We start from the raw sequence: 23,923 nt of genomic DNA, 5'->3' as shown, positions 1-23,923 counted from the left end.
AGCGCATTTCACCGGTATGAATTCAGCAACACGCTAATTTTTCCAGTCATTCGGTGAAAGTCGGAATCAGGCCTTTATGGGGCTGTTCATTTGCCCGAATTTTTTGAGCAGTTGCAAAGTTTGTTTTTAACTAGCACGACTCAGGAGAATATGACATGACAAAGCTCAAAACACGAAAAGGCGCAGCGAAGCGGTTCAAGCTGACGGGTACCGGCAAGATCAAGCGTCGCCGCGCTGGAATGCGCCACATCCTGACCAAGAAAAGCGCGAAAGTGAAGCGTCAGCTGGGTCAGGACGCGATACTGGACAAATCCAACGAAAAAGCTGTCCGACGGATGATTCCCTTCGCCAAATAGATTCTTCAGCATCCTTGCCATGGATAACGGTGTGGGGTTGGCGATCGGGGGATCGTACTTCGACTTGCCGTTGCACGGTTTCCTAAACGTGAATCCAGTTTGATTTCCGGAAGCACTTTTCCGAGGCCGTAGTCGTCCAGGAAAATCCTTCGCAATACGATCTGTGTCCCCCCATCAAGATTTATAAATTATAATGAGCTATCAATGAGGAGGTTGTAACCATGCGTGTAAAACGCGGCTTGGCGGCTCACCGTCGGCACAAAAAATATTTGGACATGGCCAAAGGTTATCGGGGCGCCCGGAGCAGACTGTACCGTACCGCTCGGGTAACCGTAGAACGCGCTCTGGCGTACGCCTACCGGGATCGAAAGGTCCGCAAGCGCGAGTTCCGCTCGCTGTGGATCATGCGCATCAACGCCGGGGCACGGCTTCACGGCCTTTCCTACAGCAAGTTCATGCACGGCTTGTCCCTGGCGGGCATCGAACTGAACCGCAAGGTACTCGCTGACCTGGCTGTTCGGGAAAAAGAACATTTCGGGCAGTTGGCCGGAATTGCCAAAGCCAAACTGGCCTGATCATGTCCGCATCGAGCATGGAGCATTCCCAGGGGCAATCCCCCAACGCAGGATCCGGCCTTGCCGAACAATTGGATTCCCTGGTCCAGGCCCTGGAGCAGGGATTGGCCACAGCCCATACCGCTCCAGACGTCGAAAATATTCGCGTAGCCTATCTTGGCCGCAAGGGGCTCTTGGCCGGACTGATGTCCAGTCTGGCCAAGACTCCGCCGGAACAGAGGCCCTTGCTTGGTCAGAAAGCAAACCAGGTCAAAGCCATGCTCCAGGAACGGCTGGATGCCCGCTTGCGGGATCTGGAGCGAAACAGGGAACGGGAGCTTCTGGCCCGCTTTGATCCCTCCCTGCCCGGAAGAGCTCACTGGCTGGGCAGCCTGCATCCGGTAACACTGGTCACCGAAGAAATTTGCCAAGCCTTTGTTTCGCTTGGTTTCGATATCGTTGAAGGCCCGGAGCTGGAAACGGATTTCTACAATTTCGAGGCCCTGAATCTTCCGCCCGATCATCCGGCGCGGGACATGCAAGATACGTTTTATATCGGTGACACGACCCTTTTGCGAACGCATACTTCCCCGTTGCAGGTGCGGACCATGGAACGGATGAGCCCGCCTTTGGCGGCGATTGCTCCGGGTAAGGTCTACCGCCGCGACTCCGACCTGACTCACACGCCGATGTTTCACCAGATCGAGGGCTTTCTGGTGGATAAGGATGTGAGTATGGCCGATCTTCGTGGAACGCTGACAGCCTTTGTGCATCAGATTTTCGGCCAGGATGCGATTGTCCGGTTTCGGCCCAGCTTCTTCCCCTTTACCGAACCCAGCGCCGAGGTGGATGTTTCCTGCATGCTTTGCGGCGGACGCGGTGTTTGCGCCGGGCAGGCCTGCCGGGTCTGCAAGCAGACCGGCTGGCTGGAGATTCTCGGGTGTGGAATGATCGATCCGGCGGTGTTCACTGCCGTGGGATATGATCCTGAAGTCTATACCGGGTTTGCCTTCGGTCTTGGGGTGGAGCGCGTGGCCATGCTCAAATACGGGATCGGCGACCTGCGCATGTTCTTTGAGAACGATACCCGTTTCGTCTCCCAGTTCGGTTGACAACCCCCTTCACCATACTGGTGAAGCTTCTTTTTTCCGATCACGTCCCTCTCAGGTCTTTGGTTCATGCGTCGATCTCAGTTGAGCGGACAAGCCACCGACCTGCTACTCCTTGATTCGACTTCCTGACATCTTCCCTTTGCTTGAGGTTTCCCATGTTTTTAAGCCTGAACTGGTTGCGTGAATTCACTCCCTATGAAGGTACATCCGAGCAGTTGGCCGATCGGTTGACTATGCTTGGCCTGGAAGTGGAGGAAGTAACCCGTCCTTTTGCTCATCTTGCCAATGTTGTCGTGGGGCGGGTTCTGGATTGCGAGCGTCATCCCCAGTCGGATCGGCTCAACCTCTGCCGCGTCGACATCGGGCAGGTGAGGACGCTGCCCATAGTTTGCGGAGCATCCAATGTCGCCCAGGGGCAGCTGGTCGCCGTGGCAAAGCCCGGAGTCGCATTGCCGGACGGGAAGGTCATTGCCGAGACGGTGATCCGCGGCGAGCCGTCCCAGGGCATGATCTGTTCCGAGGTTGAACTCGGGCTTGGCGAAGAAAGCGACGGGATCATGGTTCTGGATGGACATTACAATCTCGGACACAGCCTGCTTCGCGTCCTTGACCTGAATGACGAAGTCCTGAACATTTCCATCACGCCCAACCGCGGCGATTGCCTGAGCGTCCTCGGATTGGCCCGGGAAGTGGCCGCGGAGTTCAATCTGCCCTTGAAGCTGCCTCGGCTGGACGTGATTGAGGAAGGGCCGGACTGTTCTGATGCCGTATCCATTGTCATTGATGAGCCGGAACTGTGTCCGCTGTACCAGGCCCGGATCATCGAGGGCATTCGGATTGCTCCCAGCCCGGCATGGCTGCAGCGGCGGCTGTTGTCCGTGGGACAGCGGCCCATCAATAATGTCGTGGATGTGACCAACTTCATTCTCATGGAGTGGGGTCAGCCCCTGCACGCTTTCGACCTGGCTCTGCTTTCCGGAAAAATGATCCGCGTGGGTCTTGCTCGGGAAGGCCAGAGCTTTGAAACGCTGGATGGACGAACCAGGACACTCTTGTCCTCTGACCTGCTCATTCATGACGCGGAAAAGGCCGTGGCTCTGGCCGGGGTCATGGGTGGAGCCAACTCCGAGGTCACGAAACAGACATCTTCCATCCTTCTGGAGTGCGCGGTCTTCAATCCCGTGAGCATCCGCAAGACGTCGCGTCGGCTTGGACTGTCCAGTGAATCATCCTATCGATTTGAGCGCGGCGTTGATCAACCCGGAGCCAAGCTGGCTCTGGACCGGGCCATGGCGTTGATTCAGGAAACAGCCGGCGGAACGGTCATGCGCGGCGTCGCCTGGAATCAACCCCGGCCCTGGTTGTCTCCCCTGATTTCCTTTCGCCCGGAGCGAGCCAGGAAACTTCTTGGACTGCCCCTTGAAGACGCCTTTTGTCGCGACACGCTGCAGGCTCTTGGCTGCAAGGTTGCCGCCGAGGATCAGAAGGAATGGCGGGTTACGCCTCCCGGCGCCCGTCGGGATCTGGAGCGGGAAGCGGACCTGATCGAAGAGGTTGGACGCTGTTACGGACTGGATCGCATCCCGGCGGTTCTGCCCAGGTTGTCCAAATCGCTGGATGCGTTGACAACGTTGGCCCCGGACACGGCTTTTCGGCGCCGGGTCAAGCACTGGGGACGCGGTCTTGGATTGACCGAAGTGATCAACTACAGCTTCGTCTCCACCCAGGAGTTGGCGCTGCTGGGGATTGCCGAGGACTCCCGGACCATTGCCTTGCGCAACCCTCTCTCCGAGGAACAGAACGTTCTCCGACCCATGCTGGCCCCTGGACTGCTGCAAAGCGTGCGGCACAACATGACCCAGGGCAATAATTCGCTGCGGATTTTTGAAACGTCCGTGGTTTTTCAGCCCGATCCAGGCTCGGAAACCGGAGCCAGGGAACCCTCCCGACTCGGTCTGGCCCTGACTGGACAACGGTATCCTGAAGGATGGCCGTGTCCGATCGAGTTCGTGGAGTTTGCTGATCTCAAGGGCATGGTGGAACATCTTTTGCGGCATTTGCAGCTTCCCGAAGCGGAATACCGTACTCTGCCCGAGCATTCCATCTGCCTGCCCTGCGCCGAGATCCGTCTGAACGGTGAGTCCTGCGGCTGGATCGGCAGGGTGAGAACGGAGATCGCCGAGCAGTGCCACGTTCGTCGGGAATTGTTCCTCGCGGAAATCGATCTGGATCTGCTGCAACGCTTTTGTGCACAATCCCGTCCATCCTTCAAGGCTCTCCCCGTCTTCCCACCGGTACGCCGGGATTTGACCGTGATCAGCGATCTGGACTTGACCTGCGCGAAGATCATCGAAGCCATTCAGACCGCCGGCATCGACCTGCTCCAGCATGTGATCCTGGTAGACCGCTTTCTGCCTGGCGTCCAGGTTGCCGACAGCCCGTCTTCAGCTGCGGATTTCGATACAGCAAACGAAGTCCGCCATACCTTGCGCCTGACTTACCGACATCCGGAGCGCAGCCTGACCAATGAAGAGGTCGACCAACTCCATCAGGGTCTCTGCTCTGTTCTGCAAGAGCAGTTGCCGATTCGTTTTTCCTGAACCGTTCCTGGGAGCATTACGCGTTTATGACACAATTCTGCTTTCCCATCGTTGTCCCAGGGCGTTGCCCTGGGATATAACATGTCGCCCCTTTGGGGCTGAAATCAAGCCCTGAAAGGACGAAACAGAATTTAATACCACCCCGCCCTTCGGGCACGGGGTCAAGAATTCCCCTCCTTTGGAGGGGTGGCAGGCGAAGCCTGACGGGGTGGTGCCGAAGAGAAGTACAAAAACGCTACATGTCCTTACTTTTCAACCTAAACCACCCCGCCCTTTGGGCACCCCTCCGAAGGAGGGGAATTTAAAACCACCCCGCCCTTCGGGCACCCCTCCGAAGGAGGGGAATTTAAAACCACCCCGTCCTTCGGGCACCCCTCCGAAGGAGGGGAATTTAAAACCACCCCGTCCTTCGGGCACCCCTCCGAAGGAGGGGAATTTAAAACCACCCCGTCCTTCGGGCACCCCTCCGAAGGAGGGGAATTTAAAACCACCCCGCCCTACGGGCACCCCTCCGAAGGAGGGGCAAATACAGCCCAGGGCAACGCCCTGGGACATCAATGAGTTAGTTATCCAGCCCTGGAGGGGCGATCTAAATGGGTGAAGCTCATCAAAAAATGCGTAATGCTCGCATCCCGATTTACAGAAACGCGTAATGCTCCCTCCGTTCCTCACTTCGAAATTTCCATTCTCAATTACCCGGCACCTCTGCATGAGTTACTTGATTCATGCAGAGGTGCCGGTTTTTTTGTCGCCAAGTTGCATCGCTTCCTGGCGGTAGCCAATGATTGGACTGGATGAACATTCTGCGAGGTTTCGCAACTGGCTCTTTCTTGCCTTTCCTGCTACGTAGATAGTGAAATCTTCGCCGCTGAACCTGTGCCGCACCATGCCAAGTCCCCAGTGCATAACCCAGATTCCCACGCATCCGAAGCTGTTGCGCATCGGCGAGGCCGCTCGCGTGCTTGGGCTGGAGCCGTATGTACTGCGTTTCTGGGAAGCAGAGTTTCCACAATTGAACCCTCTGCGAACGGTGAAAGGGCAGCGGCTTTATTCCCATGACGACATGGACATGTTGCGCAGAATCCAGATTCTGTTGCATGAAGAAGGGTTGACCATCGACGGCGCCCGCCGTCGCCTGGACGAAGGCGCGCAATTCCGTGAGTTGACTCAAGATATTATCAAGGAATTAAAAGGCATTCGAGAAATCGTCGCCGGTTCCTTGGAGCGTGGAAAAATATCGCCCGATGACCCCTCAAAGCGTTGATGCTCATTCTCTTCGGCAACCGGGCTTTCGCGATGGATGGCTTCGGTTGGCGATGCAAATTTCAGTTGATTCGAGAGACGTGGAGGACCATATGCGGGGCTTGTTATTACGCTGGTTGATGCTCACTCTGTCCGTTCTGGCCGCGGCCTATCTCATCGAGGGGATTCAAACCGCGGGATTCTGGTCGGCCTTTTTCACGGCCGCGGTACTGGGGGTTTTGAATGCCATCCTGAGGCCCATCCTGATCATCCTGACGCTGCCCATAACCATCATGACCATGGGCTTGTTCCTCCTGGTCATCAATGCCTTGCTGTTGATGATGGTCTCCGGCTTGGTGGGCACATTTTATGTCGCCAGCTTCGGATCGGCCCTGTTGGGTTCCTTGATCATCACGATAACGGGTTGGCTGCTCAACTCGTTCATCAGCGACCGCGGCCGGGTGGAATATGTTCAGATGCAGCGCAGGGGGCGGTGGCGAATGTGAAACGGCGACTACCCGGCACGTTTTGTTTTCAAAACAGGATTTCAGCCGCCTCGTTGCGTGAAGGGTATGTATTCATCTCATTGATAGATCTGGAGCAGACATGAATGATTATTTGGATTCCTTCTGGCAGAAGCGATTGAAAAAAGTCCAAGAGAGTCTGGAAGGCAATAACTTTGACGTCTACCAAGCCAAGAACATGGAGCAGGCCAAAGATATTGTCCTGAACACCGTCCTTGCTGCCGTCAAGCCCGTCCTTGTAGCCTGGGGCGGGTCCGTGACCCTCTACGATTCCGGGATTTTGGACGGCCTGAAGCAGCGCAAGGGTCTGAAGATGCTGGATCCCACAGACCCGTCCATCAGCAAGGAGGAAAAGCTGGAGCGGCGGCGTCAAGCCCTGCTGAGCGACCTCTATCTCACGGGCACCAATGCTCTGACGGAAAGCGGGCAGCTGATCAACCTGGACATGTACGGCAACCGGGTGGCGGCCCTGGCGTTCGGTCCGCGTCATGTGGTCGTCCTTGTGGGGCGCAACAAGTTGTGCGTCGATGTCGAGGAGGCCATGCTCCGGGTGAAGGGCTATGTTGCTCCGGCCAACGCCACGCGACTCAAGATGAAAACTCCGTGCGTGAAGACCGCGTTTTGTGAAGACTGCAAAAGTCCGGAACGGATCTGTAATGTCTGGACGATCACGGAAAAATCCTTTCCCAAAGGTCGGATCAAGGTGATCTTGATTAATGAGGATCTGGGACTATAGCCAGAGCATTATGACAGTGCCTGGGGGGAAAATAGTGCCGGTTATCGCCCCTGTTGCATGCAGCCCAAGTGCCGTCCTGGATAATTACTCAGCTCATCCGAGTAATGCCGGGCTGGATACCCACCTTCGCAGGCATGACCGGCCCGGAGACGGCATACAAAGTCATTCCCGCGAAGGCGGGAATCCAGGTCATGCTTGCCACAAGTTTGTGCTTAGCTAACCTCTTCCCGCTCTGGAACCGGGTAGTTATTCTTGGTATTTTATGGGGTGGTAAGAAACGGCAGTGGATAATGTCGTAAATCTGAAGATTTTCTTTTACGGCATGGCCTGCTTCCGTTTTCTTGCCAATTCCGCCAGGTCGGCCTCCCATTCTTCGGGAGGGCAGTGGCCCTGCTCTAGGAGTTCGAAAAAATCCCCAGGTTCGAGTTGCAGATCCGGTCGTTCCGGGTGATGTTGACGAAGACATTTCACCGCCTGGTTGGCTTCAGCCATGCCGTTCGCCGTGAAACAATCAATGGGTATGGATTTGGATCCGCTGCCGCACTTGCGCAAAAGATAGCGTTTTTCCATGGAGTCCCCCATTTCGATAAGACAAGGTCGGGAGGCGAAGTCCATTCGCTTAAAGGTGCTTTCCCATCATTCAAGGGAGGGTACCGATCTGGCAGCAACCTCGACCATCAAACGTGATCATTCAGTTCGCTTCGTATCTTGACGGATAAATCATCCCCGCAAGCACGGGAGACTGTCAAGAAGAATAGTGCGCCGGCGGTTTCTCTTTTGGTATTCAAGGCATCATTGGAGCGCTGATCGATGGAAAGCCACCCGGAGAAACCTGGTTGATCAGTTCCCTGTTTTCTCTGTTTCTTACTTCCGAATGTGGTCCTCGCCCTTTGTTTTGGCCAACCGCTGTTCCAGGGCCTTGACGAGCAGGGGCCAGACAAGGGTCGCGTCGCTGGGAACTTCGGCGAAACGACCGCCGTCTTTTGGAGAAATAAACTTGCCCCAGGAAATGCCCTCCTGATAGGAGCACCCGCTCAAGCCGCCCCAATGCTCCGGTTCCGGACATATTCGCACTCCGTATTGGAAGCGGCGGGCTGTTGTTTTCATGGTGTCGATGCGCTGGCTAAGTATCTCCAGAAACGGACCTACCTGCTGGGCCCAGTTGCGGGGCACGCCGCCGCCGATGGTGAAGATGCCGATCCGCTTGGCGCCCAATATTCGCTTCGTGTAACTGAAGAGATCCAGGAAGGGATTGAACTGGAACGGCAGTTGCGCCGGATCGTCAATGGTCAATGATTGCCACTCAGGGTTCTTGCGCAACATGTGGGATGCGATGTCCAGGGCCAATTCCGAATCCGTGAAGGCCGGGATGTAGACCGGCACTTTCATGGCGTAGGCGCTTTTCAGAATGCCCGATCCTTCATAGTTCTCCGTCAGGTGTCGACCGATGGCCCGGCAAACGCTTTCCGAAGACAGATGTTCCACATCTGAAATTTCATCCATCACCCTGGAAATGATCCGTTCAGCCTGCATGAAGTTCGTTTCAGGTTCCAAGGTGTCGTACACCCGGTTGTAGCCTTTTTCAAAGAGCCTTCTGTCGCACATCCCTTCAGGTTCGTACTTGTAGTGCTTCAGGCCGATGGATTCAATGAAGCCGTGCGCCATGAGCGCTCCGGTGGAAATGACTATGTCCAGCCACTTGTTGTCGATCATCTTGCACAAGACCTTGCTCATCTTGGCCACGGTCATCGCCCCGGAAAAAGTGCCCACGACAAGGCATTCCGGATCATTGACCATAGCCTCCAACACATCCAGGGCCTCGCCCAGATTTCTGCCCCCGAACGCAGTCCGGGACATGGCCGTGAGCAGTTCATCAAAGTCCTGAACCGTCTCAAGATCCAGGCATTTCAGTGGCGTCAATCCGTCATCTTCCGCGCAGTGCAGGTGGGTGATACGTCGAATATTCATGTCGTCTAGGGGATCTCCAAAAAAGATTGCAAAGTGGCAAAAAGTTCACTCATTTATTGGAATCAATGGCTGGAAGGGATGGATTGTAGGGTATTGAAAAGGTCGGTCAAACAATACTTCGCAATATTCGCGGGGCCACGCTGCGGCGTAAGATATTGCGCCTGCGCGGGAAAGGCCAGTCCTGCCATTTGCGTCCGCTCCAATCATCCAGCAAAAGCGGATCTTCGGGTTTATTTATGGCTGGATGACTGAGGAGGTATCTATTCAGCAAATCCACGAAAAAGATCTGGATACCGGCATTCGCCGGTATGACTGATGTAGATACAGCTTGCTTCGATAAGTCACTCTGGCGAAAGCCGGAATCCAGTGCAGGTGAATGACCATCCCCCGGATGAGCTGAATAGTTACCTGAGGAGTTGAAAACGAAAGGCTCCGATGATCCTTGAAATTATGTTGCCATCCGCGCATGCCGCCGCGGCGAAGTTGCAGGGAACCCGCCGAGATCAAGGAGACGGTCCAACATCATTCCGGCATGAGGTGCAAGGTGAAGTTAACGCCTTGCCTGGGCGGTGCAAAAAAAAACAGGCCGGGGAGCTTTCCCCGGCCTGAGGAAAGGCGGATGAAGTGAAGATTAGGGCAGAAAAACCGCTGCGGAAACCGTGGTCGTCCAGACCCCGGCCACGCCTGTGGTCACGCAGGGCGCTGAAGCGGAATCGATGATTTTTCCACTCATCAGGTAGATTTGCCGCCGTTCATCATAGGCCGTCTCAGGGTTGAAATCCACGCCCTGAGTGGTGGCCAGCATGGTCGATGCCAGATCTTCGGCAAAGTCGCCCAGTTCCTGCTCGTCGGCGCCGAATGCCGTGTGCTCGGAAATATAACCGTAATGTTCCTTGCTCGCCGGAAAGGCCATGCCCACGGCCGAACCGACCAGGCGACCTTTTTCATTGGTGGCGTTGCGCGCCATAACGCAGAAGGTGATCTGGCCGGGGTTGAGTTGTTTAACGCCTTCCTCCACCGTGACCATCTTGCAGTTCGGTGGAAAAATGCTGGATACGTACACCAGGTTCAGCTTCTCGATTCCCGCGTCGCGCAGGGCAAGCTCAAAAGACTGGAGCTTGTTTTTGTGTCGGCCGATGCCCTTGGTGAAAAATGCTTGCCGTGGAACAAAATTAATCATGATTCGATCCTCCTGAACAATTATTACCACTTCCCATGGAAGTGAGAAGCCTCATAAAGATTTTTTCGCTCGAAGGAAAGGGTTTTCAATCCCCAATCCCTGAAGCTGTGATTTGATGTGATTCGCATCTGTTTGTGCGCCGCGCACCGTCACCAGGACTCGATACCATTGCCGGCCCTCGACTGTCCCGGCTTCAACGGTTGCCGGGATACCCGCGGAGGAAATGCGTTGCTGCAGGGAGCGGGCCTGGCCGTCGTTTTGAAATGAAGCCACCTGAAAGACAAACTCGTATTGCGGCCCCAAAGATGGGACCGGAGCGGGAGTCGGTTCCGCCGGGGGGGCTTGAACCAGGGGTTGCGGTTGTTCTATCCGTGTTGCGGGTTGCTGTTGAATGTGTTGCTGGGCCTGTGGTCTTGCCGGCGGTTCGTTTCTCGGTGGAGCTGTTGGAGCAGGCTGGCTGGCCCGTTCCTGCAAGGTTTCAAAGAAGCGCAGCTCCTCCGGCTGCAGGACGGTTCTCGGGGGAGCTGAAGTAATTGCCGAAGTCTGGGGTGTTATGATGCGGCCAATTTCCGGAATGACGGACTCGGGATTGTATCCCCTTCCCACCAGGATGCCCAGAATGAAGGCCCAGGCCATGATCAGGATGCCCACCATTCCGGCCCCGATCATCCCGAATGGTCCAAGTTCAAATTTCCAGCGTTTCTTGGACTTCGAGGAAGATGTGGATTTTGAGGTATTCTGTGCCATTGCCGCAATGTTCGAAGATGAAGGTCTGTCTTTTGAGATGTTTGAAAAAGGAAGACGGAACCAGTTACATTTTTTGCGGAGCGGAGACGCCCAACAAGCCCAAGCCGTTGCGAAGCACCTGCGCCACGGCGCGGCACAGCGCCAACCGGGCCAGGACCAGGTCGGACGATCCTGCTGCCAGGACCGGATGAGTAGTGTAGTAGCGGTGCAGCTTGCCGGCCAGGTCCATAAGATAATGGCTCAGATGGTGTGGACTGAGGGTGCCGGCTGCACAGACCAGCACGTCGCCGAACTGGTCCAGGGATTTCAGCATCTGCAGATCGACTTCGGTATCCAACGAGGCCAGGACGTCCAGGCTCGGCGTGTTCACGGAAATGCCGGCATCCAGAGCCTTGGACAGCAGGGAGTGAATCCGGGCATGGGCATATTGAACATAATAGACGGGATTGTCCATGGTTTGGCGCTTGACCAGCTCAAGGTCAAAATCCAGATGGCTGTCGCTTTTGCGGCTTAAAAAGATGAACCGGGCCGCATCCGGGCCCACTTCCGCGCAGACGTCGGCCAGGGTTTCAAATTTTCCGGCCCGGGTGGACATGGCAATCTGCTCGCCGGCCCGCAACAGGTTCACGAGCTGAACCAGGATGACCTGCAAGTCGTCGGGGGTGCGGCCCAGGGCCTGCACCGCGGCCTTCATTCGGCCCACATACCCGTGATGGTCCGCGCCCCAGATGTCTACAACCAAATCGAACCCGCGTTGGTATTTGTCGGCATGGTAGGCAATGTCCGAGGCCAGGTATGTCAGGGAACCGTCGGACTTGCGCAGAACCCTGTCCTTGTCGTCGCCGTAGCGGGTGCTGGCGAACCAGAGCGCTCCGTCCTGCTCATAGGCAAGCCCTGCCGTCTGCAGGCGCCGCAAAGTGTTCTCCACGGCGCCTTCCCGGATCAGTCGGGATTCGGAAAACCAGACCTGATGCTCTACCCGGAAGTGAAGCAGGTCCTGCTTGATGCCGGCCATTATGCCGGCAACGGCAAAGTCGCGGGCAACGTCCAGGGCTTCGTTCTCCGGCAGTTCCGCGATGGAATGCCCGTCCCTGTCCAGGAGCTCCTGGGCCAGATCACGGATGTATTCACCCTGGTAGCCGTCCTCGGGCAGGGCGGCCTCCCGACCGCAGAGTTCCAGGTAACGGGCCAGGACCGATGCACCCAGGAGGCGCATCTGGCGGCCTGCGTCATTGAGGTAGTATTCCGTGGTGACGTCGTAACCCATGAACCGCAGAATACGCGCCAGGCTGTCGCCCAGCGCCGCCCCACGGCCATGTCCGATATGCAAGGGCCCGGTAGGGTTCGCGGATACGTATTCCACCTGAACCTTGCGCCGGTCGCCGACATCCGCTGCGCCGTACCGGTCGCCCAGGGCCAGGATGTCCAGAACGCCCTGCTGCCAAAAGGAGGGCGCGAGGGTGAAGTTCAAGAAACCCGGGCCGGCTGTTTCCACCTTGGCCAGTTGGTCGTCCTTGTTTTGCAGCCTCTGGGCAATGTCCTCGGCGATCTGCCGGGGATTTCTGCCCGCCTTTTTGGACAGGGTGAAGGCCATGTTCGTGGCCAGATCGCCGAAGCGCTTGTCCTTGGGCGGTTCCAGGGTTGAACCGGCGCTCCAGTCCAGGTTGTGTTCCGCCAAAAAGGGCTGCAGGAGTTCCCGCAGATAAGTTTTTGCGCGCATGGATGGTTCTCGTGATTGTCTTCAGCGGTTCATTCGGAGGATGATGGAAGCGTATCGAGTTGTTCCAGAGCCGCGATACTCTTGCTGTCCCAGGAGTCCGTCTTGTCGGCCAGAATGGCGCCGATCAGCCTTGTCAACACACCCTTGGGGCCCAGTTCAACCCAGTTTCGCGCGCCGTCCTGCCACTGGGCCAATACGCACTGGGTCCAGAGCACGGAGGATGTCATCTGTTCGGCGATCAGGGCCTGAATGCGGGACGGGTCGGATTCAGGTCGTGCCGTGACGTTGAAATAGAGAGGAATACGGGGCGAGCGCCAATCCATCTTCTTGAGCACGCCTGCAAATTCACGGGCGGGTTCGGCCATCAGGGAACTGTGGAATGCTCCGCTCACAGCCAGGGGCACGGCGCGGCCTTTGCGCTCCTTGACCAGGGACGTCGCCCGCTCAACAAGTTCGGTGGTTCCGCTGATCACGAACTGCCCCGGCGAGTTGTCGTTGGCAATGCGCAGTTCCTGCCCGCTTTCGCCGCGTGCGGCGACAATGATTTCCTGGACCACGTCCCTGGGCAGCTTGAGCACCGCGGCCATCTTGCCTCCTTGACCGCCCTGAGCCGAACCTGCTTCGTCCATCAACCGTCCCCGCAAGGCCGTTAATTCCAGGACTTTTGGAATCTCTAAAATGCGAGCCGCGGCCAGCGCGGCAAACTCACCCAGACTGTGACCGGCCAGACAATCTGGCCGCAGCCGCTGGTGGCTCACAATCCAGAGGCCCAGAGTGGTCGCGGTCATGGCCGGTTGCAAATAAAGCGTCCTGGCCATGTCCTGATCCGTTCCATCCCAGTAGATTTCCCGCAATGGCGCATCGGCGGCCTTTTCAGCCTGTTTCCACAGATCCATGGCTTCAGCAAAGCGTTCCGCCACGTCGCGGCCCATGCCCTTTTCCTGTGAGCCCTGGCCGGGGAAAACGACAACCGTTTTGACTTCCGGAGTATTCATAAATTATTCCTGATGGTGTTCGAGGTGCAGCCTGATCGTATACACTTGGCGGGTATTCAATCTTTATACATAATCGCTGGGTAGTTGACGATTTAAGTCCGATTCTGGTTTTTTTCGATTTCGATTTCGATTTCGATTTCGATTTCGATTTCGATTTGATGATCAATATGCTTCGGTTTGTTCAGGGCTTGCAACTATATAATAATTCAGCCAAGGACAGTCATATGGCCGCACAAATTTCCATCGCAACTCCGACTCCGACACAGATTGCCGACGCAGCCGCGTCCTTGGGCCGGGTCCTGAATGGGGAGCAAGTACTGGGATTGAACCGATACCTGGAACTGCTGCTCATCTGGAATCAGCGGATGAACCTGGTGGGGCCTCACGATTGGCATACCATCCTTGCTGACCTGATAGCGGACAGCTGGCATCTGGCAGATTTTCTGGAGGCGTTGAATCTGCCGCACGCGCCCTGCACCGTTGATCTGGGCGCTGGTGCGGGTTTGCCCGGTCTGCCGCTTCGCCTCTTCTGGCCGCAAGGCATGTATCATCTCGTGGAAATTCGACGCAAGAGGACGGCTTTTCTGTTGCAGGCTCTGGGATCGATGAAGCTGAAACAGACCTTTGTGCGGCCGCAACGCGCCGAACAGGCCTTGCCGGCATTGGCTCCGGTGGATCTCTGTCTGAGCAGGGCGTTTCTGCCCTGGCCGGAGCTGCTCGTGCTGGTCAAACCCTGGTTGGCTAATCGCGCTTTCGTGGTAATCATGTCCAACGAACCCGTGCCGGACACATTGCCGCCGGCTTGGGTTGCCACCGGATCCCACTGCTATCGTGTGGGTGAAAAAAACCGCTATTTCTGGTCCTTGGCTCCGGCCAGCATTTCCAGGTAGGAGCTTTTGAAAATGATTTCCGTGGCCGTCTTGTCTGCTGCTTCACCCAGTTCCATCAGCTTCTCAAGAAAATCCAGGATCAGATAACGGTCATTTTCACAACCATCCTCAAAGTCCTTCGCAATCTGGCCGCTGGTGAGCATATTTTCAATTTCCCGCAAAGTGTCCATGGGAAGCATATCTGTTCACCTCGTACTGGTGGTGTGCAAAAACAGATATAATGGCAGGAAAAGTTTTTTTCGTAAAGCTGCTTTTCAAGTTGGTTCAGGGCAGATTTGTTCTTCCGGCTGGTTTACCCTGTTTTGGCCGGATCGAAACTCCCTTGCCGCCCTCGCAACATCAAGTCATTGCGCTGTAATGACAAGAGACTGTCAAATCATGAGTCCACCATGTTTCAAATTGTCACCGCCCTGACGCCGATATTTCTGCTCATCTTCATGGGGTGGGGGTTCAGAAGATTGGATTTTCCGGGCGAAGCCTTCTGGCCCATGGCCGGTCGGATCACCTATTATGTTTTCTTCCCGGCATTGCTCTTCTCCAGCCTGTACTCAGCCAGCTTCGATGAGATGCATTTCGGATATGCGGCCCTGACGATCACTTTGTCCATGATTCTGGTCAGCACCTTGATGCTGGCGCTTCGCAGATATCTGAAGCTGACAGCAGCCTCCTACTCGTCGTTTTTTCAGGGGGGGCTGCGTCCGAACACCTATGTCGGCATTTCCGCGGCCTATGTCCTCTACGGCAGCCAGGGGCTTGTCCTGGCTGCTCTGGTCATTGCCGTAATGATTCCGCTTTCCAACCTGATCAGTGTGGCCGTGGTCTCGCTGGTCAACGCCAACGAGCCGGACGATCGGCTGCAAACCATCAAGACATTGCTTCACAACCCCATGATAACGGCCTGCTTCCTGGGCATTGTCGCCAATCTGTCCGGTATTTCTCTTGGGTTCGGCGCAAAGGAGTTGATTACGGTACTTAGTCAGGCTTCGATGCCGCTTGGCTTGCTGTCCGTGGGAGCAGGATTGCGAATCGGCGGCCTTGTGGGCGACAGTCGGGTCATTGCTCTGGCATCGGCGATCAAACTGCTTCTGCTTCCGCTTTCCGCCGCGGGGTTGGCCATGGCTTTTGGTCTGGAGCATGAAAATGCGGTGGTCGTTGTGATATTCACCGCCCTGCCTTGCGGACCGGCGGCATATGTACTGGCCCGCCAACTCGGCGGCGACACCTTGCTGATGGCGGAAATCATCACGATTCAAACTCTGGCCGCATTTCTGACCATGCCTCTGATGCTCGGGATCTTGTGACAATCGGTTGATACGGGTTTTGGGTATTTGCGAATAAATGTTCAAGTCAGCCATATTGGTATGGCTCGTCAATGTGACGTGAGAGATCCATTCCATGAAGCTTCGGCGCATCTCCCCGCTGTTTCGATCGCGACATTCCCAAGCAAATTATGAAACGACGGTTCGCGGGCCGGATGGACATGCACATGGACCCGATGGCCGGCGTTTTCCAGGGCGTCGGCAAAGGCCTGTTGAAAGGCAAATGGCGTGATCCTGTCCTCGGGATTGCCGAGGATTATGATCAGGCGATGCGGATCATGGGCTACGTGTTGAACATGGTCCAATGGATCGTAGGGATCGGCCAGCCCCGTTGTATCCAGGCCGGGACGCGGAGATCGACCTTCGTTACGGCGGAGCAGGGCGGCACGGGCGAGCAGGGAGAATGCTCCGGAACTGAGGACCGCGCAGCGAACATCGGTCCGGCCCATGGTAAGCAGAGCCGCGGCCGCCGTGGCTCCGCCGCTGTGTCCCAAAAGGACGAAGCTCTCGATGCCGTAGCGATCCTTGATCCGGTCCAAGGCCGCGTTCAAGGAAATGTACTCCTCGGGCTGGCGCCTCTGACGATGATCGCCTGAGGAACCATAGGTTCCGGGACGTGCGACAACCACAACCGGAACACCGGCTCTGCGCGATTGTCTTGCCGCGTATCCTTCCTGGGATTGCCGGGTATTGTTGCGGATCTGGTCCAAAGGTTGGCGCATGACTCTGTCCCGGTCGCCGTAAAATTGGGCAATAACCAAGGGGGCATTTCGGATTTCATCGCCGGGAAAGTAGCGGATGCATTCCTGGCCCTGTTCGTGTTCCACCCAGGCATAAGTCGAAACGTCGGGACAGCGGCTTTGATCCGCCGGGGTGTTCCATGACAGCCAGGTCTGAGCATCTTCGGCAAGGATCGGTTTGTGGCCCAAGAACAAAATAGAAAGGGCCAGCAGAATCGCCGGAAAGCAAGTCGACCTTTTAAGGAAAATAAATCTGTTCATTGATATTCCCATTGTGCTGATTTCAAAGAACCGAGTAGTCAATCAATATTTCTTCGCCTGTGTGGATTTTTGTGTTGGAATAGTAGCCATCCTTGCGCTTTACGGCGTTGGGTGAATCGGAATGGTTGAGAAACCAGACCAAATGCATTTGCGAAAATTTTCGAGGACAACGTAACAAACCGTGTTTTTTTTCGATACAGTACATCCGAAGTCCTTCGGGTATTTTTTCTTTTCTGGTCGTCATTCCGACAGGTGTTGCTCGCGGTTTCAATGCCAGAAAGGTATTTGGTTCGATGTCATGAAGAGCGAAAACGCCGATTCCCGCATTTGGAATCGGCGAAGGCTGCAGCCGAAAAGAAAAATCGTTTGTTTCACGAGTCGGAAAATAAAATTCCACCAAGGCACCGGCCACGTCTCTGGGGTGTCCTGATGCCGGAAAGTGGTGCAGATCCAAATCCGGATTGGTGTTGACCTCGATGATGGTCCAGGATTGACCGTAGGGAGGGGCGGAGATGTTTTGGGCGATCAGGTCGATGCCGACATGGGGCGGGTCAAAAACGGCCATGCGGGTCTGTACGGCAATGGAGGCAAAGTGGGGGTGGACGTGATCCGTCATGTCCAGGCTTGTTCCGCCGACGCCGATATTGGCCACCGTGTCCAGCCGCAGCTCGCGCCCGGCTTCCAGCACGGATCCTTCCTCCAGCCCCTGTTCGTGGAGTTGCCGGAGCACCGAAGGGCCAAGGACAATGGGACAGTGAGCCAGGCAGGGATCCTGCTCGCGCTGGAGGTTTTGGGCAATGACCAGTTCTTGGATGGTGTACACGCCGTCCCCGGTGACTCGGGCTGGAAGGATCTCCGCCGCGGCCGCCAGACTGTTGCCGATGACAAAGAGTCGGTACAAGCTGCCCGATGCGTATTCCTCCACCATAACTGATTGGGTTCCGGTCTGAATCGCCAGATCCCAGGCCTGGTTGAAGTGTTTCCTCTGCCTCACGTCAGCAGTCACGCCCCGGCCCCAGGAGCCTGAGAGGGGCTTGATCACGGCCGGAACTCCCAAAGCCTGCAAATAGTTCCAGGCCTCGCCCTGCTGATCCGCACTGAATGCTTGCCAAGTCGGAGTGGGCAGGCCTGCAGCGTGGAGCAATTGCTTTGTCCATTCCTTGCTGCTGTTGGTGGCTCTCCGAGCCACGACCCGGGTGCCTGGAGACATAGTCTTGTAAAACAGGATTTGGTCGTCGTTACGAGTGATGCGCGTAAGCCTGGTGGACAGTTGCTCGGCCTCCATGTGACGCGAGCGGGCGGCCTGGCGCAAAAGCTGTCCTGCCAGACGGGTGTCCAGAGCGAAAACAGCATCCGGAGGTGGTACAAACAAGGGGGCGGGGCGGATGTCCGGCGGCTGATTCAGCCTCGGTTGCTGCCGGGCAAGGCTCGAGGCGTAGTCCAGCAGTGCATCGGACAGGTCCACGGCCGGACCGGACGTTGGGCAGGCCAGGTCGGCAATGGCCGGTTTGGCGTCGATGTCCAGGACCATCACGGTCTGGTCGGCAACGTTTCGGACGGGATCATCGCAAATCAGGGAAACGCAGCCCAGGTGCAGCCCGGGAAAGCTCCGCACGATCTGTTCCGCCAGCTCCAGAAGCGAGACATGAATGGTGTCGGCAAGGGCAATGGTGTCGCTGCCGTTGGTAATGCCGGCCACGTTGGAAAGCAGAATCGACGCTCCCGGTTCGGGAACGACATTCAAGGCCGGTCCGGCCAACTCAAGGGCATCCAGTCGCTTTGCCGGCCACTGACCCAGCCAGGGGTTGGCGGCCCGGTTGATCCCGCGCTTCTTGATCAGGGCTGCCACGGTATCACGGCCATTGCCGGTGATGGACGCCGGCAAGCACTCCAAGGCCCCCACAGCCTGACCGCCCAGAACCATGATGCGGATATTGCGTCCTGTAACCGAAGCTTCCAGAATGACCCGCCGGCTGTATCGACGGGCCAGCTTCCAGGCGCTGGTCAAGGCTTCCAGGGATGAAACAGCCGGGGTTACGCCCCGACCTTTGGAACTGACAGCGGGTTTGACGCATACGGGTCGGGCCTGACCGGTTTTGCCCGCAGGGTCGTTTTGGAAGCTTAGAAAAAAGCGCCGGGCTGCTTTCTGACTGACAAAGACCGCGCCTTCCGGAACGGGAAATCCGTCGACGGCAAGCAGTTCCTTGGTGTCGTGCTTGTCCGCGGCGATGGCCGAGGCCAGGATGGAGTGATCCGGTGAATTGCGTCGAAAAACCACTCCCCGGTCGTTATGAAATATTTCGAAGTACCCGGCGGGGTGTTGGATAATCTTCAGGTTGCGACGAGCCGCGGCCTGGAGCAGCAGGTTTTCTGTAAAGGAGAGAGCGGGGTGCGGTGCGTCTTGCCCTTCCTGCTTCCTGCTCTTCGTTTCCGCTGGAGAGGGGAGTGGCAGTGAGGAGATTTCTGCCTTACTGTTTCTGCTCCGCCCCGCTCCGCCTTTCTCCAGCATGCCGGCGATATTGCCGAAATCCGACTCCCGGCGCGATCCTTTGATCAAGATGACGTCTCCGGCCCGGGCCAGGTCGTGGAGGTGACGAACCGCTTCTTCCGCAACGTCACAGTGCGGCCCCAGCAGCTCGGGCGGCAGCTTCGACCTAAGGAAGCGCATTTCCGGGCCATGGGTGATCACCAGTTCGACCCCGGTTTCCAGCAGGGGGTGAGCCAGGTCTTCATGCAGGGTCTGGGCCTGCTCGCCAAGGTGGACGATGCGGCCCAGCACGGCGACTTTGCGGCCCTGCTCAGGTTTCGGATGCTCCGCCAAAACCTGGAAGGCGTTGCGCATGGAAGTGACCGTGGCGTTGTAGCTGTCGTCGATGATGTTTACCGGCCCATTGCCCAATATGATCGTGTGGTACCGAAGACAGCCCTCGCTGGGCGTGAAGCCCTCCAGAGCCTCGGCCGCGGCCGAGATGTCCTTGCCCATGGCCAAAATCACGGCCAGGGCTGCCGCGGCATTGCGAACCATGCCCGGACTGGGCAGGGACAGGGTGAAGCTGATTTGGCCTTGGGGGGTGTCCAGGGTGATTCGACTTTGCGCAGGAGGGCCCGTGGTGCTGATTCCAATTTCACGGATCCGGATCTGGGCATCGCTGCTTTTGCCGTAAATAAGGATCTGCTTGGCGTGTTGAGCGGCTTTGTACCGGATCTCATCGAAGTAGGGAAAATGATCGCCGATCACGGCCACAGCCGGGCCGGTCAGACCGTCAAAAATTCGGGATTTCCAGTGGGCCGTGTCCGCAACCGAGGACACCAGCAGGTCGGCCTGGGAAATGCCGATTTCCGTAATCACCGAGATGGTCGGACGAATCAGGCGGGTGACCGGGCCGCGCTTCATCCACAGGGCGCTTTGAGCCACCTCGACGACGGCGGCGTCGTGCTCCGGATGAAGGTTGGCCAGAATGGCCAAGGCGTCAATGCGGGTGTTGTAGTTGCCCTGGGTGGCCAGAACGGGCCCTTCAGGGCCCGGGCGATCTGAAATCGTGGTCAGCATATGCCGAAGCATGGCCACGGTGGTGGATTTGCCCGCTGTTCCCGTAATCGCCACAAGAGGCCCCGAGTAGCGTTGCCGGGCTGCCAAGCCCAGTTCCATCAAGGCCTGGATGGGATCAGGGACCAGCAACAGCGGAAAATCCTTCGGCAGTCCGGGAACAGGGCGCGAAACCATGGCGCCGGCCAGTCGCCGGGCCAGTTTCGGCAGCTCAAGGTGGCGATCGTATTCCTGTTTGGGCCGGGTGGACTGGGCATGACGCAGGCGTTGCGCCAGATCTTGAGCCACAAAGAAAAAAGGCTTGGGCAAACGACGGATCAGTGAGCGCTGATAGGCCACGGAGCGGACGTGCCAGCCGTTCGGAGGCGGCACCAGCCATTTGCCGCCGGTCACCTCCTGGAGCTGGGTCGCGGTCCATGTTTGACCGGGAAGGCACTGTTGGATCGAAGCCGGATATTCGGAGCGATAGGACGGGCTTGTGGTGGAAGAGGACGAAGGTTTCAGATCGGGAATCGCCATCCGGAGGATCGGGCCAAGATGCGGCGGAACATCCGGATGGTTTTGGGAAAGAATGCCCACCTCGATGCGCAGATCCACGTTGCGCAGTTTGGGCATCCGGGGGGCGCGCAGGCCGAAAAAATCCCGGTAAATGACTCCCGGGCGCCATCTGCTGGTGGGGGCCAGCCAGTCGCAGGGATCATGGTCCATGCTCTTGCCCCAGACCGGCATCGAGGTGGGGCTGATCGGCACGCCGCGGATGTTCAGGCGGATGTCTTCATGGATCGAACTTTCGCTGGTCCAGAAGCTTTCCACCCAGATCATCCGGCGGCTGGTAATCTCGCGCGGTCGAACATGGAGTCCGAGCAGGGTCAACGGCCCCAGTCGAACCGGGCTGATGCGGGCATATTCCGGAACCAGGGCCACTTCTCCATGCGCCAAGCTCATTGGGATGGAGCGCTCCAATGGACTCAGGTCGAAACGGGTGTACGGGGCTGGAGGAGGATCGGGCAGAAAGGTGCGGCGTGGCGGGGCGAGGCTGATTGAACCGGTCTGATCCTTCTCCTGCGTGACCGGAGTACCCAGGTCCGAACACAGCTTTTGAAAATGGCTCACGGCTTGGCGTGCATCACGGCCGGCAAGCTGGACCGTGTATCCAAAGCCGATGCCGATGGGGACGAACCTGACGCGTTCCACGCCATGGGGGCTGATTTCCATGGCAAAGACCCCCCCGCTGACCAGAGTGGTCCGGACGGAATCGAAGAGCAGGTTGCCGGCGTCGTAGAGAATGGGACGCTGTCGATAGATTTCAGCGCCTTGGATAATGTGGGCGCTGGAGCCCAACACTGCGTCCGCTCCGGCGTCGATCACGGCCCGGGCCAGGGCCTTGGTTCCCGCTGCAGGTGTTTCGGCGTGGTTGCGGCCCCAGTGTGCGGCCACCAGAACCACATGGGCCTTCTCGCGAATCGCTGCGATGCGCGGGGCCAGGGTTTCCCGCCAAAGGGCTGGATCGTCGGGCGCAAGGTGGGCGATCCCCGGATTGTCCTGGGTGGCTGCGAACCGGTGTTCCGTGGCGTCCAGACTGAATACGGCCACGTTCAGATCCCCGGCTCGGCGCAGAGCAGGTTGCAGACAGGCCTCCAGGTTTGCGCCGGAACCGGTATGCCCGATACCCACGCTGTCCAGCCAGCGACCCTGTTCCAGCAGGGCTTCCGGACCGTAATCCCCGCTATGGTTGTTGGCCGTGGCCACAATGTCGATATGCGCGCTGGTCAGAATCCGAAGCATCTCCGGCCGGGCCCGGAAGTAGTAGGGTGCATTCTTGTTTCCTTTGGCGCCCTGTTCTCCCATGGCGGCCACCACGCACTCCAAATTGGCGATGCGCAGATCTGCTGTTCGCAAGGCGGTAATCCCCCCCAGGACGTTCTCAGCTCCTATCTCTGAGGTGCGATAGTGTTGTCTGCGTCCCAGATTGAGATCTCCGGCCCAGATGACAACGGGCCGAGGGAGTCGGCCGGATTCGTCGGTTCTACGCGGAGAATCATTGTCAGTGATGGCCACGATGCATCTCTCTTTCACCCTCGGAATCACATTTTTTTTTGACGGGGTATGACCTGTAAAGCCTTGACCGTTTGCCCTCGATCCTGGGCTCGGCGTCGGCGCAGCCAGGCTTCCTTGAGGTGCTTTGGCGAGTGGGCCAGCCAAGTGGCCAGATAAGCGTTGCTTGGGCCGTGGCCGTTGTCCGCGGCCTGGCGCAGAAATGACAGTCCGCGCGCTACGTCCGCGGGGGTGTCCCTGGACGAGAGCAGGGAGGACCCCAAATGATATTGGGCCGGACCGTGGCCTGCTGCCGCGGCCTGTTCCAGCAGGCCGGCGGCCCGGCCAGGATCTGTTTGGGCGAGGAGCCTGGAAAGCCGATACCGTGCGCGGGCGTAACTCTGATCCGCGGCCTGTTCCAGCCAATAGCGCGCCTCCCGGAGACGCTGCGCCTGAAGCAGGCGCAGGGCCAGGTGGTATTGGGCGTAGGGTACGCCGTGCCTTGCCCCCTGGTGCAAAAAGCTGGATTCGTGTCTAATCTGGCGATATTCCAAATATTGTAAAAAATCCGACGGGCTGGTGCGGGCCTGGGCCAGCAAGGTGGGCAGGTGGTAGCCGACCAGGCGCTGGGAGGGGTCCTTGCGCAGCCAGTTGGCCACAAGGTTTCGCAGTGGTTTTTCCAGGCACTCCGGCAGTTCAGGCCGCTCCAGGCAATGAGCGGCCATACGGTAGTCTCGGTCTTTATCTTGGGCAAACCGGTATGGCAGTTCCCCGCTGAGCGCCTGAATCACCAGCCAGCCCAAAGAATAGAAATCCGTGCTGAACTCCTGGCGGCCCCAGTAGCATTCCGGGGCCACGTAGTCCTGTTTGGCCCGGATGGTCTCCTGCCGGCCAATGTTTCGGAACTGGGCGACTCCCCAGTCCAGGACGGTAAAAACGTCTCCGTCCATGAGGATGTTCGATGCCTTGATGTCCTTGTGCAGAATATCCCGCTGGTGCGCATAGGCCAGTACCGCCAGCACCTGTTCCAGCAGTATTGTTGCCTTGGCGGTGGACAGCACGCCGTGATGCCGAATGTATCGATCAAGACGGATACCCGAAGCCATTTCCGTGATGATGCATAATCGGCCTGTCTCGTCCCGGCCGAAGGCAAGCAGGGCCGGTATGTGCGGACAGCCGTGCAAGGCCTGCAGAACGCGGACCTCCTGCTCAAAAGTGTTGGCATGCAATGGATTGTCAAAAATCTTGACAGCCACGGCTTGCTCAGGATTGTCCGGATGAGAACCACGATAAACCTGGGCATACCCGCCGCCTCCAAGCCGAGCATCCGGATCATGGCTCCAGCCGTTCAGTTCAGGAATTGCCATCTCTCTCCCTGGCGCATCTCCTCGTGACCGT

The 23,923-nt window shown here is 57.5% G+C and carries 19 protein-coding genes; 9 read left to right on the top strand and 10 right to left on the bottom strand.

The features are described from left to right. Positions 1-155: 155 nt before the first annotated feature. The 7 genes from rpmI to ACYQ15_RS08670 all read left to right on the top strand — a co-directional run bounded on the left by rpmI (position 156) and on the right by ACYQ15_RS08670 (position 7,124). Entirely contained in the window at positions 156-356 is a 201-nt protein-coding gene (gene rpmI, locus ACYQ15_RS08700) for a 50S ribosomal protein L35 (protein WP_459937129.1), read from the top strand. A gap of 221 nt (positions 357-577) precedes the next feature. Continuing rightward, positions 578-931 (top strand): 50S ribosomal protein L20, encoded by a 354-nt coding sequence (gene rplT, locus ACYQ15_RS08695; protein ID WP_459937128.1) that lies wholly within the window; start codon positions 578-580, stop codon positions 929-931. A gap of 2 nt (positions 932-933) precedes the next feature. Continuing rightward, complete coding sequence (gene pheS / locus ACYQ15_RS08690) at positions 934-2,022, top strand: phenylalanine--tRNA ligase subunit alpha (RefSeq protein WP_459937127.1); 1,089 nt, start codon at positions 934-936, stop codon at positions 2,020-2,022. Between the two features lie 155 nt (positions 2,023-2,177). Beyond that, positions 2,178-4,622, top strand: a complete 2,445-nt coding sequence (gene pheT / locus ACYQ15_RS08685) for a phenylalanine--tRNA ligase subunit beta (protein WP_459937126.1) — start codon at positions 2,178-2,180, stop codon at positions 4,620-4,622. An 886-nt stretch (positions 4,623-5,508) separates the two neighbouring features. Next, positions 5,509-5,886, top strand: a complete 378-nt coding sequence (locus ACYQ15_RS08680) for a MerR family transcriptional regulator (protein WP_459937125.1) — start codon at positions 5,509-5,511, stop codon at positions 5,884-5,886. Between the two features lie 91 nt (positions 5,887-5,977). Further along, the gene (locus tag ACYQ15_RS08675; protein WP_459937124.1) at positions 5,978-6,370 is read left to right on the top strand and encodes a phage holin family protein; all 393 of its coding nucleotides are present in this window, start codon (positions 5,978-5,980) and stop codon (positions 6,368-6,370) included. Between the two features lie 100 nt (positions 6,371-6,470). After that, positions 6,471-7,124 carry a lactate utilization protein gene (locus ACYQ15_RS08670; RefSeq protein ID WP_459937123.1) on the top strand — a complete coding sequence of 218 codons (654 nt, stop codon included), beginning with the start codon at positions 6,471-6,473 and terminating at the stop codon, positions 7,122-7,124. 315 nt (positions 7,125-7,439) lie between these two features. On the opposite strand, the gene ACYQ15_RS08665 is transcribed toward ACYQ15_RS08670, so the two are convergent. The 6 genes from ACYQ15_RS08665 to ACYQ15_RS08640 all read right to left on the bottom strand — a co-directional run bounded on the left by ACYQ15_RS08665 (position 7,440) and on the right by ACYQ15_RS08640 (position 13,734). Then, the gene (locus tag ACYQ15_RS08665) at positions 7,440-7,694 is read right to left on the bottom strand and encodes a hypothetical protein (RefSeq protein ID WP_459937122.1); all 255 of its coding nucleotides are present in this window, start codon (positions 7,692-7,694) and stop codon (positions 7,440-7,442) included. A 294-nt stretch (positions 7,695-7,988) separates the two neighbouring features. Continuing rightward, positions 7,989-9,092, bottom strand: coding sequence for a deoxyhypusine synthase family protein (locus ACYQ15_RS08660; protein ID WP_459937121.1), 1,104 nt, complete (start codon positions 9,090-9,092; stop codon positions 7,989-7,991). 631 nt (positions 9,093-9,723) lie between these two features. Beyond that, complete coding sequence (locus ACYQ15_RS08655; protein ID WP_459937120.1) at positions 9,724-10,272, bottom strand: pyruvoyl-dependent arginine decarboxylase; 549 nt, start codon at positions 10,270-10,272, stop codon at positions 9,724-9,726. A gap of 51 nt (positions 10,273-10,323) precedes the next feature. Then, a complete protein-coding gene (locus ACYQ15_RS08650; RefSeq protein WP_459937119.1) occupies positions 10,324-11,019 on the bottom strand; it encodes an SPOR domain-containing protein in 696 nt (231 codons plus the stop codon). A gap of 64 nt (positions 11,020-11,083) precedes the next feature. Continuing rightward, a complete protein-coding gene (gene argS / locus ACYQ15_RS08645) occupies positions 11,084-12,739 on the bottom strand; it encodes an arginine--tRNA ligase (RefSeq protein ID WP_459937118.1) in 1,656 nt (551 codons plus the stop codon). 29 nt (positions 12,740-12,768) lie between these two features. Continuing rightward, positions 12,769-13,734 (bottom strand): ACP S-malonyltransferase, encoded by a 966-nt coding sequence (locus ACYQ15_RS08640; RefSeq protein ID WP_459937117.1) that lies wholly within the window; start codon positions 13,732-13,734, stop codon positions 12,769-12,771. Positions 13,735-13,958: 224 nt separating this feature from the next. Between ACYQ15_RS08640 and ACYQ15_RS08635 the strand changes: the two genes are divergently transcribed. After that, a complete protein-coding gene (locus tag ACYQ15_RS08635) occupies positions 13,959-14,624 on the top strand; it encodes a 16S rRNA (guanine(527)-N(7))-methyltransferase RsmG (RefSeq protein WP_459937116.1) in 666 nt (221 codons plus the stop codon). On the opposite strand, the gene ACYQ15_RS08630 is transcribed toward ACYQ15_RS08635, so the two are convergent. Next, positions 14,585-14,803: a hypothetical protein gene (locus ACYQ15_RS08630; protein ID WP_459937115.1), complete on the bottom strand. Its 219-nt coding sequence runs from the start codon at positions 14,801-14,803 to the stop codon at positions 14,585-14,587. The genes ACYQ15_RS08635 and ACYQ15_RS08630 overlap by 40 nt on opposite strands. 210 nt (positions 14,804-15,013) lie before the next feature. Here ACYQ15_RS08630 and ACYQ15_RS08625 point away from each other — a divergent pair, with 210 nt between their 5' ends. Beyond that, positions 15,014-15,925, top strand: coding sequence for an AEC family transporter (locus ACYQ15_RS08625; protein WP_459937114.1), 912 nt, complete (start codon positions 15,014-15,016; stop codon positions 15,923-15,925). A 68-nt stretch (positions 15,926-15,993) separates the two neighbouring features. Here the strand turns inward: ACYQ15_RS08625 and ACYQ15_RS08620 are convergent, their stop codons facing one another. Genes ACYQ15_RS08620 through ACYQ15_RS08610 form a run of 3 tightly spaced genes read right to left on the bottom strand, consistent with a single transcriptional unit; the run spans position 15,994 to position 23,892 of the window. Next, on the bottom strand, positions 15,994-16,944 hold the full coding sequence (locus ACYQ15_RS08620) for an alpha/beta fold hydrolase (protein ID WP_459937113.1): 951 nt from the start codon (positions 16,942-16,944) through the stop codon (positions 15,994-15,996). A 22-nt stretch (positions 16,945-16,966) separates the two neighbouring features. Further along, positions 16,967-22,549, bottom strand: coding sequence for a CapA family protein (locus ACYQ15_RS08615; RefSeq protein WP_459937112.1), 5,583 nt, complete (start codon positions 22,547-22,549; stop codon positions 16,967-16,969). A gap of 26 nt (positions 22,550-22,575) precedes the next feature. Beyond that, positions 22,576-23,892 (bottom strand): serine/threonine protein kinase, encoded by a 1,317-nt coding sequence (locus ACYQ15_RS08610; protein WP_459937111.1) that lies wholly within the window; start codon positions 23,890-23,892, stop codon positions 22,576-22,578. Positions 23,893-23,923 lie beyond the last annotated feature (31 nt).

It is taken from the genome of Desulfonatronum parangueonense (genome assembly GCF_054656975.1).
Note: the sequence above shows the minus strand (reverse complement) of the source record. Positions and strands in the feature narration are given on the sequence as shown.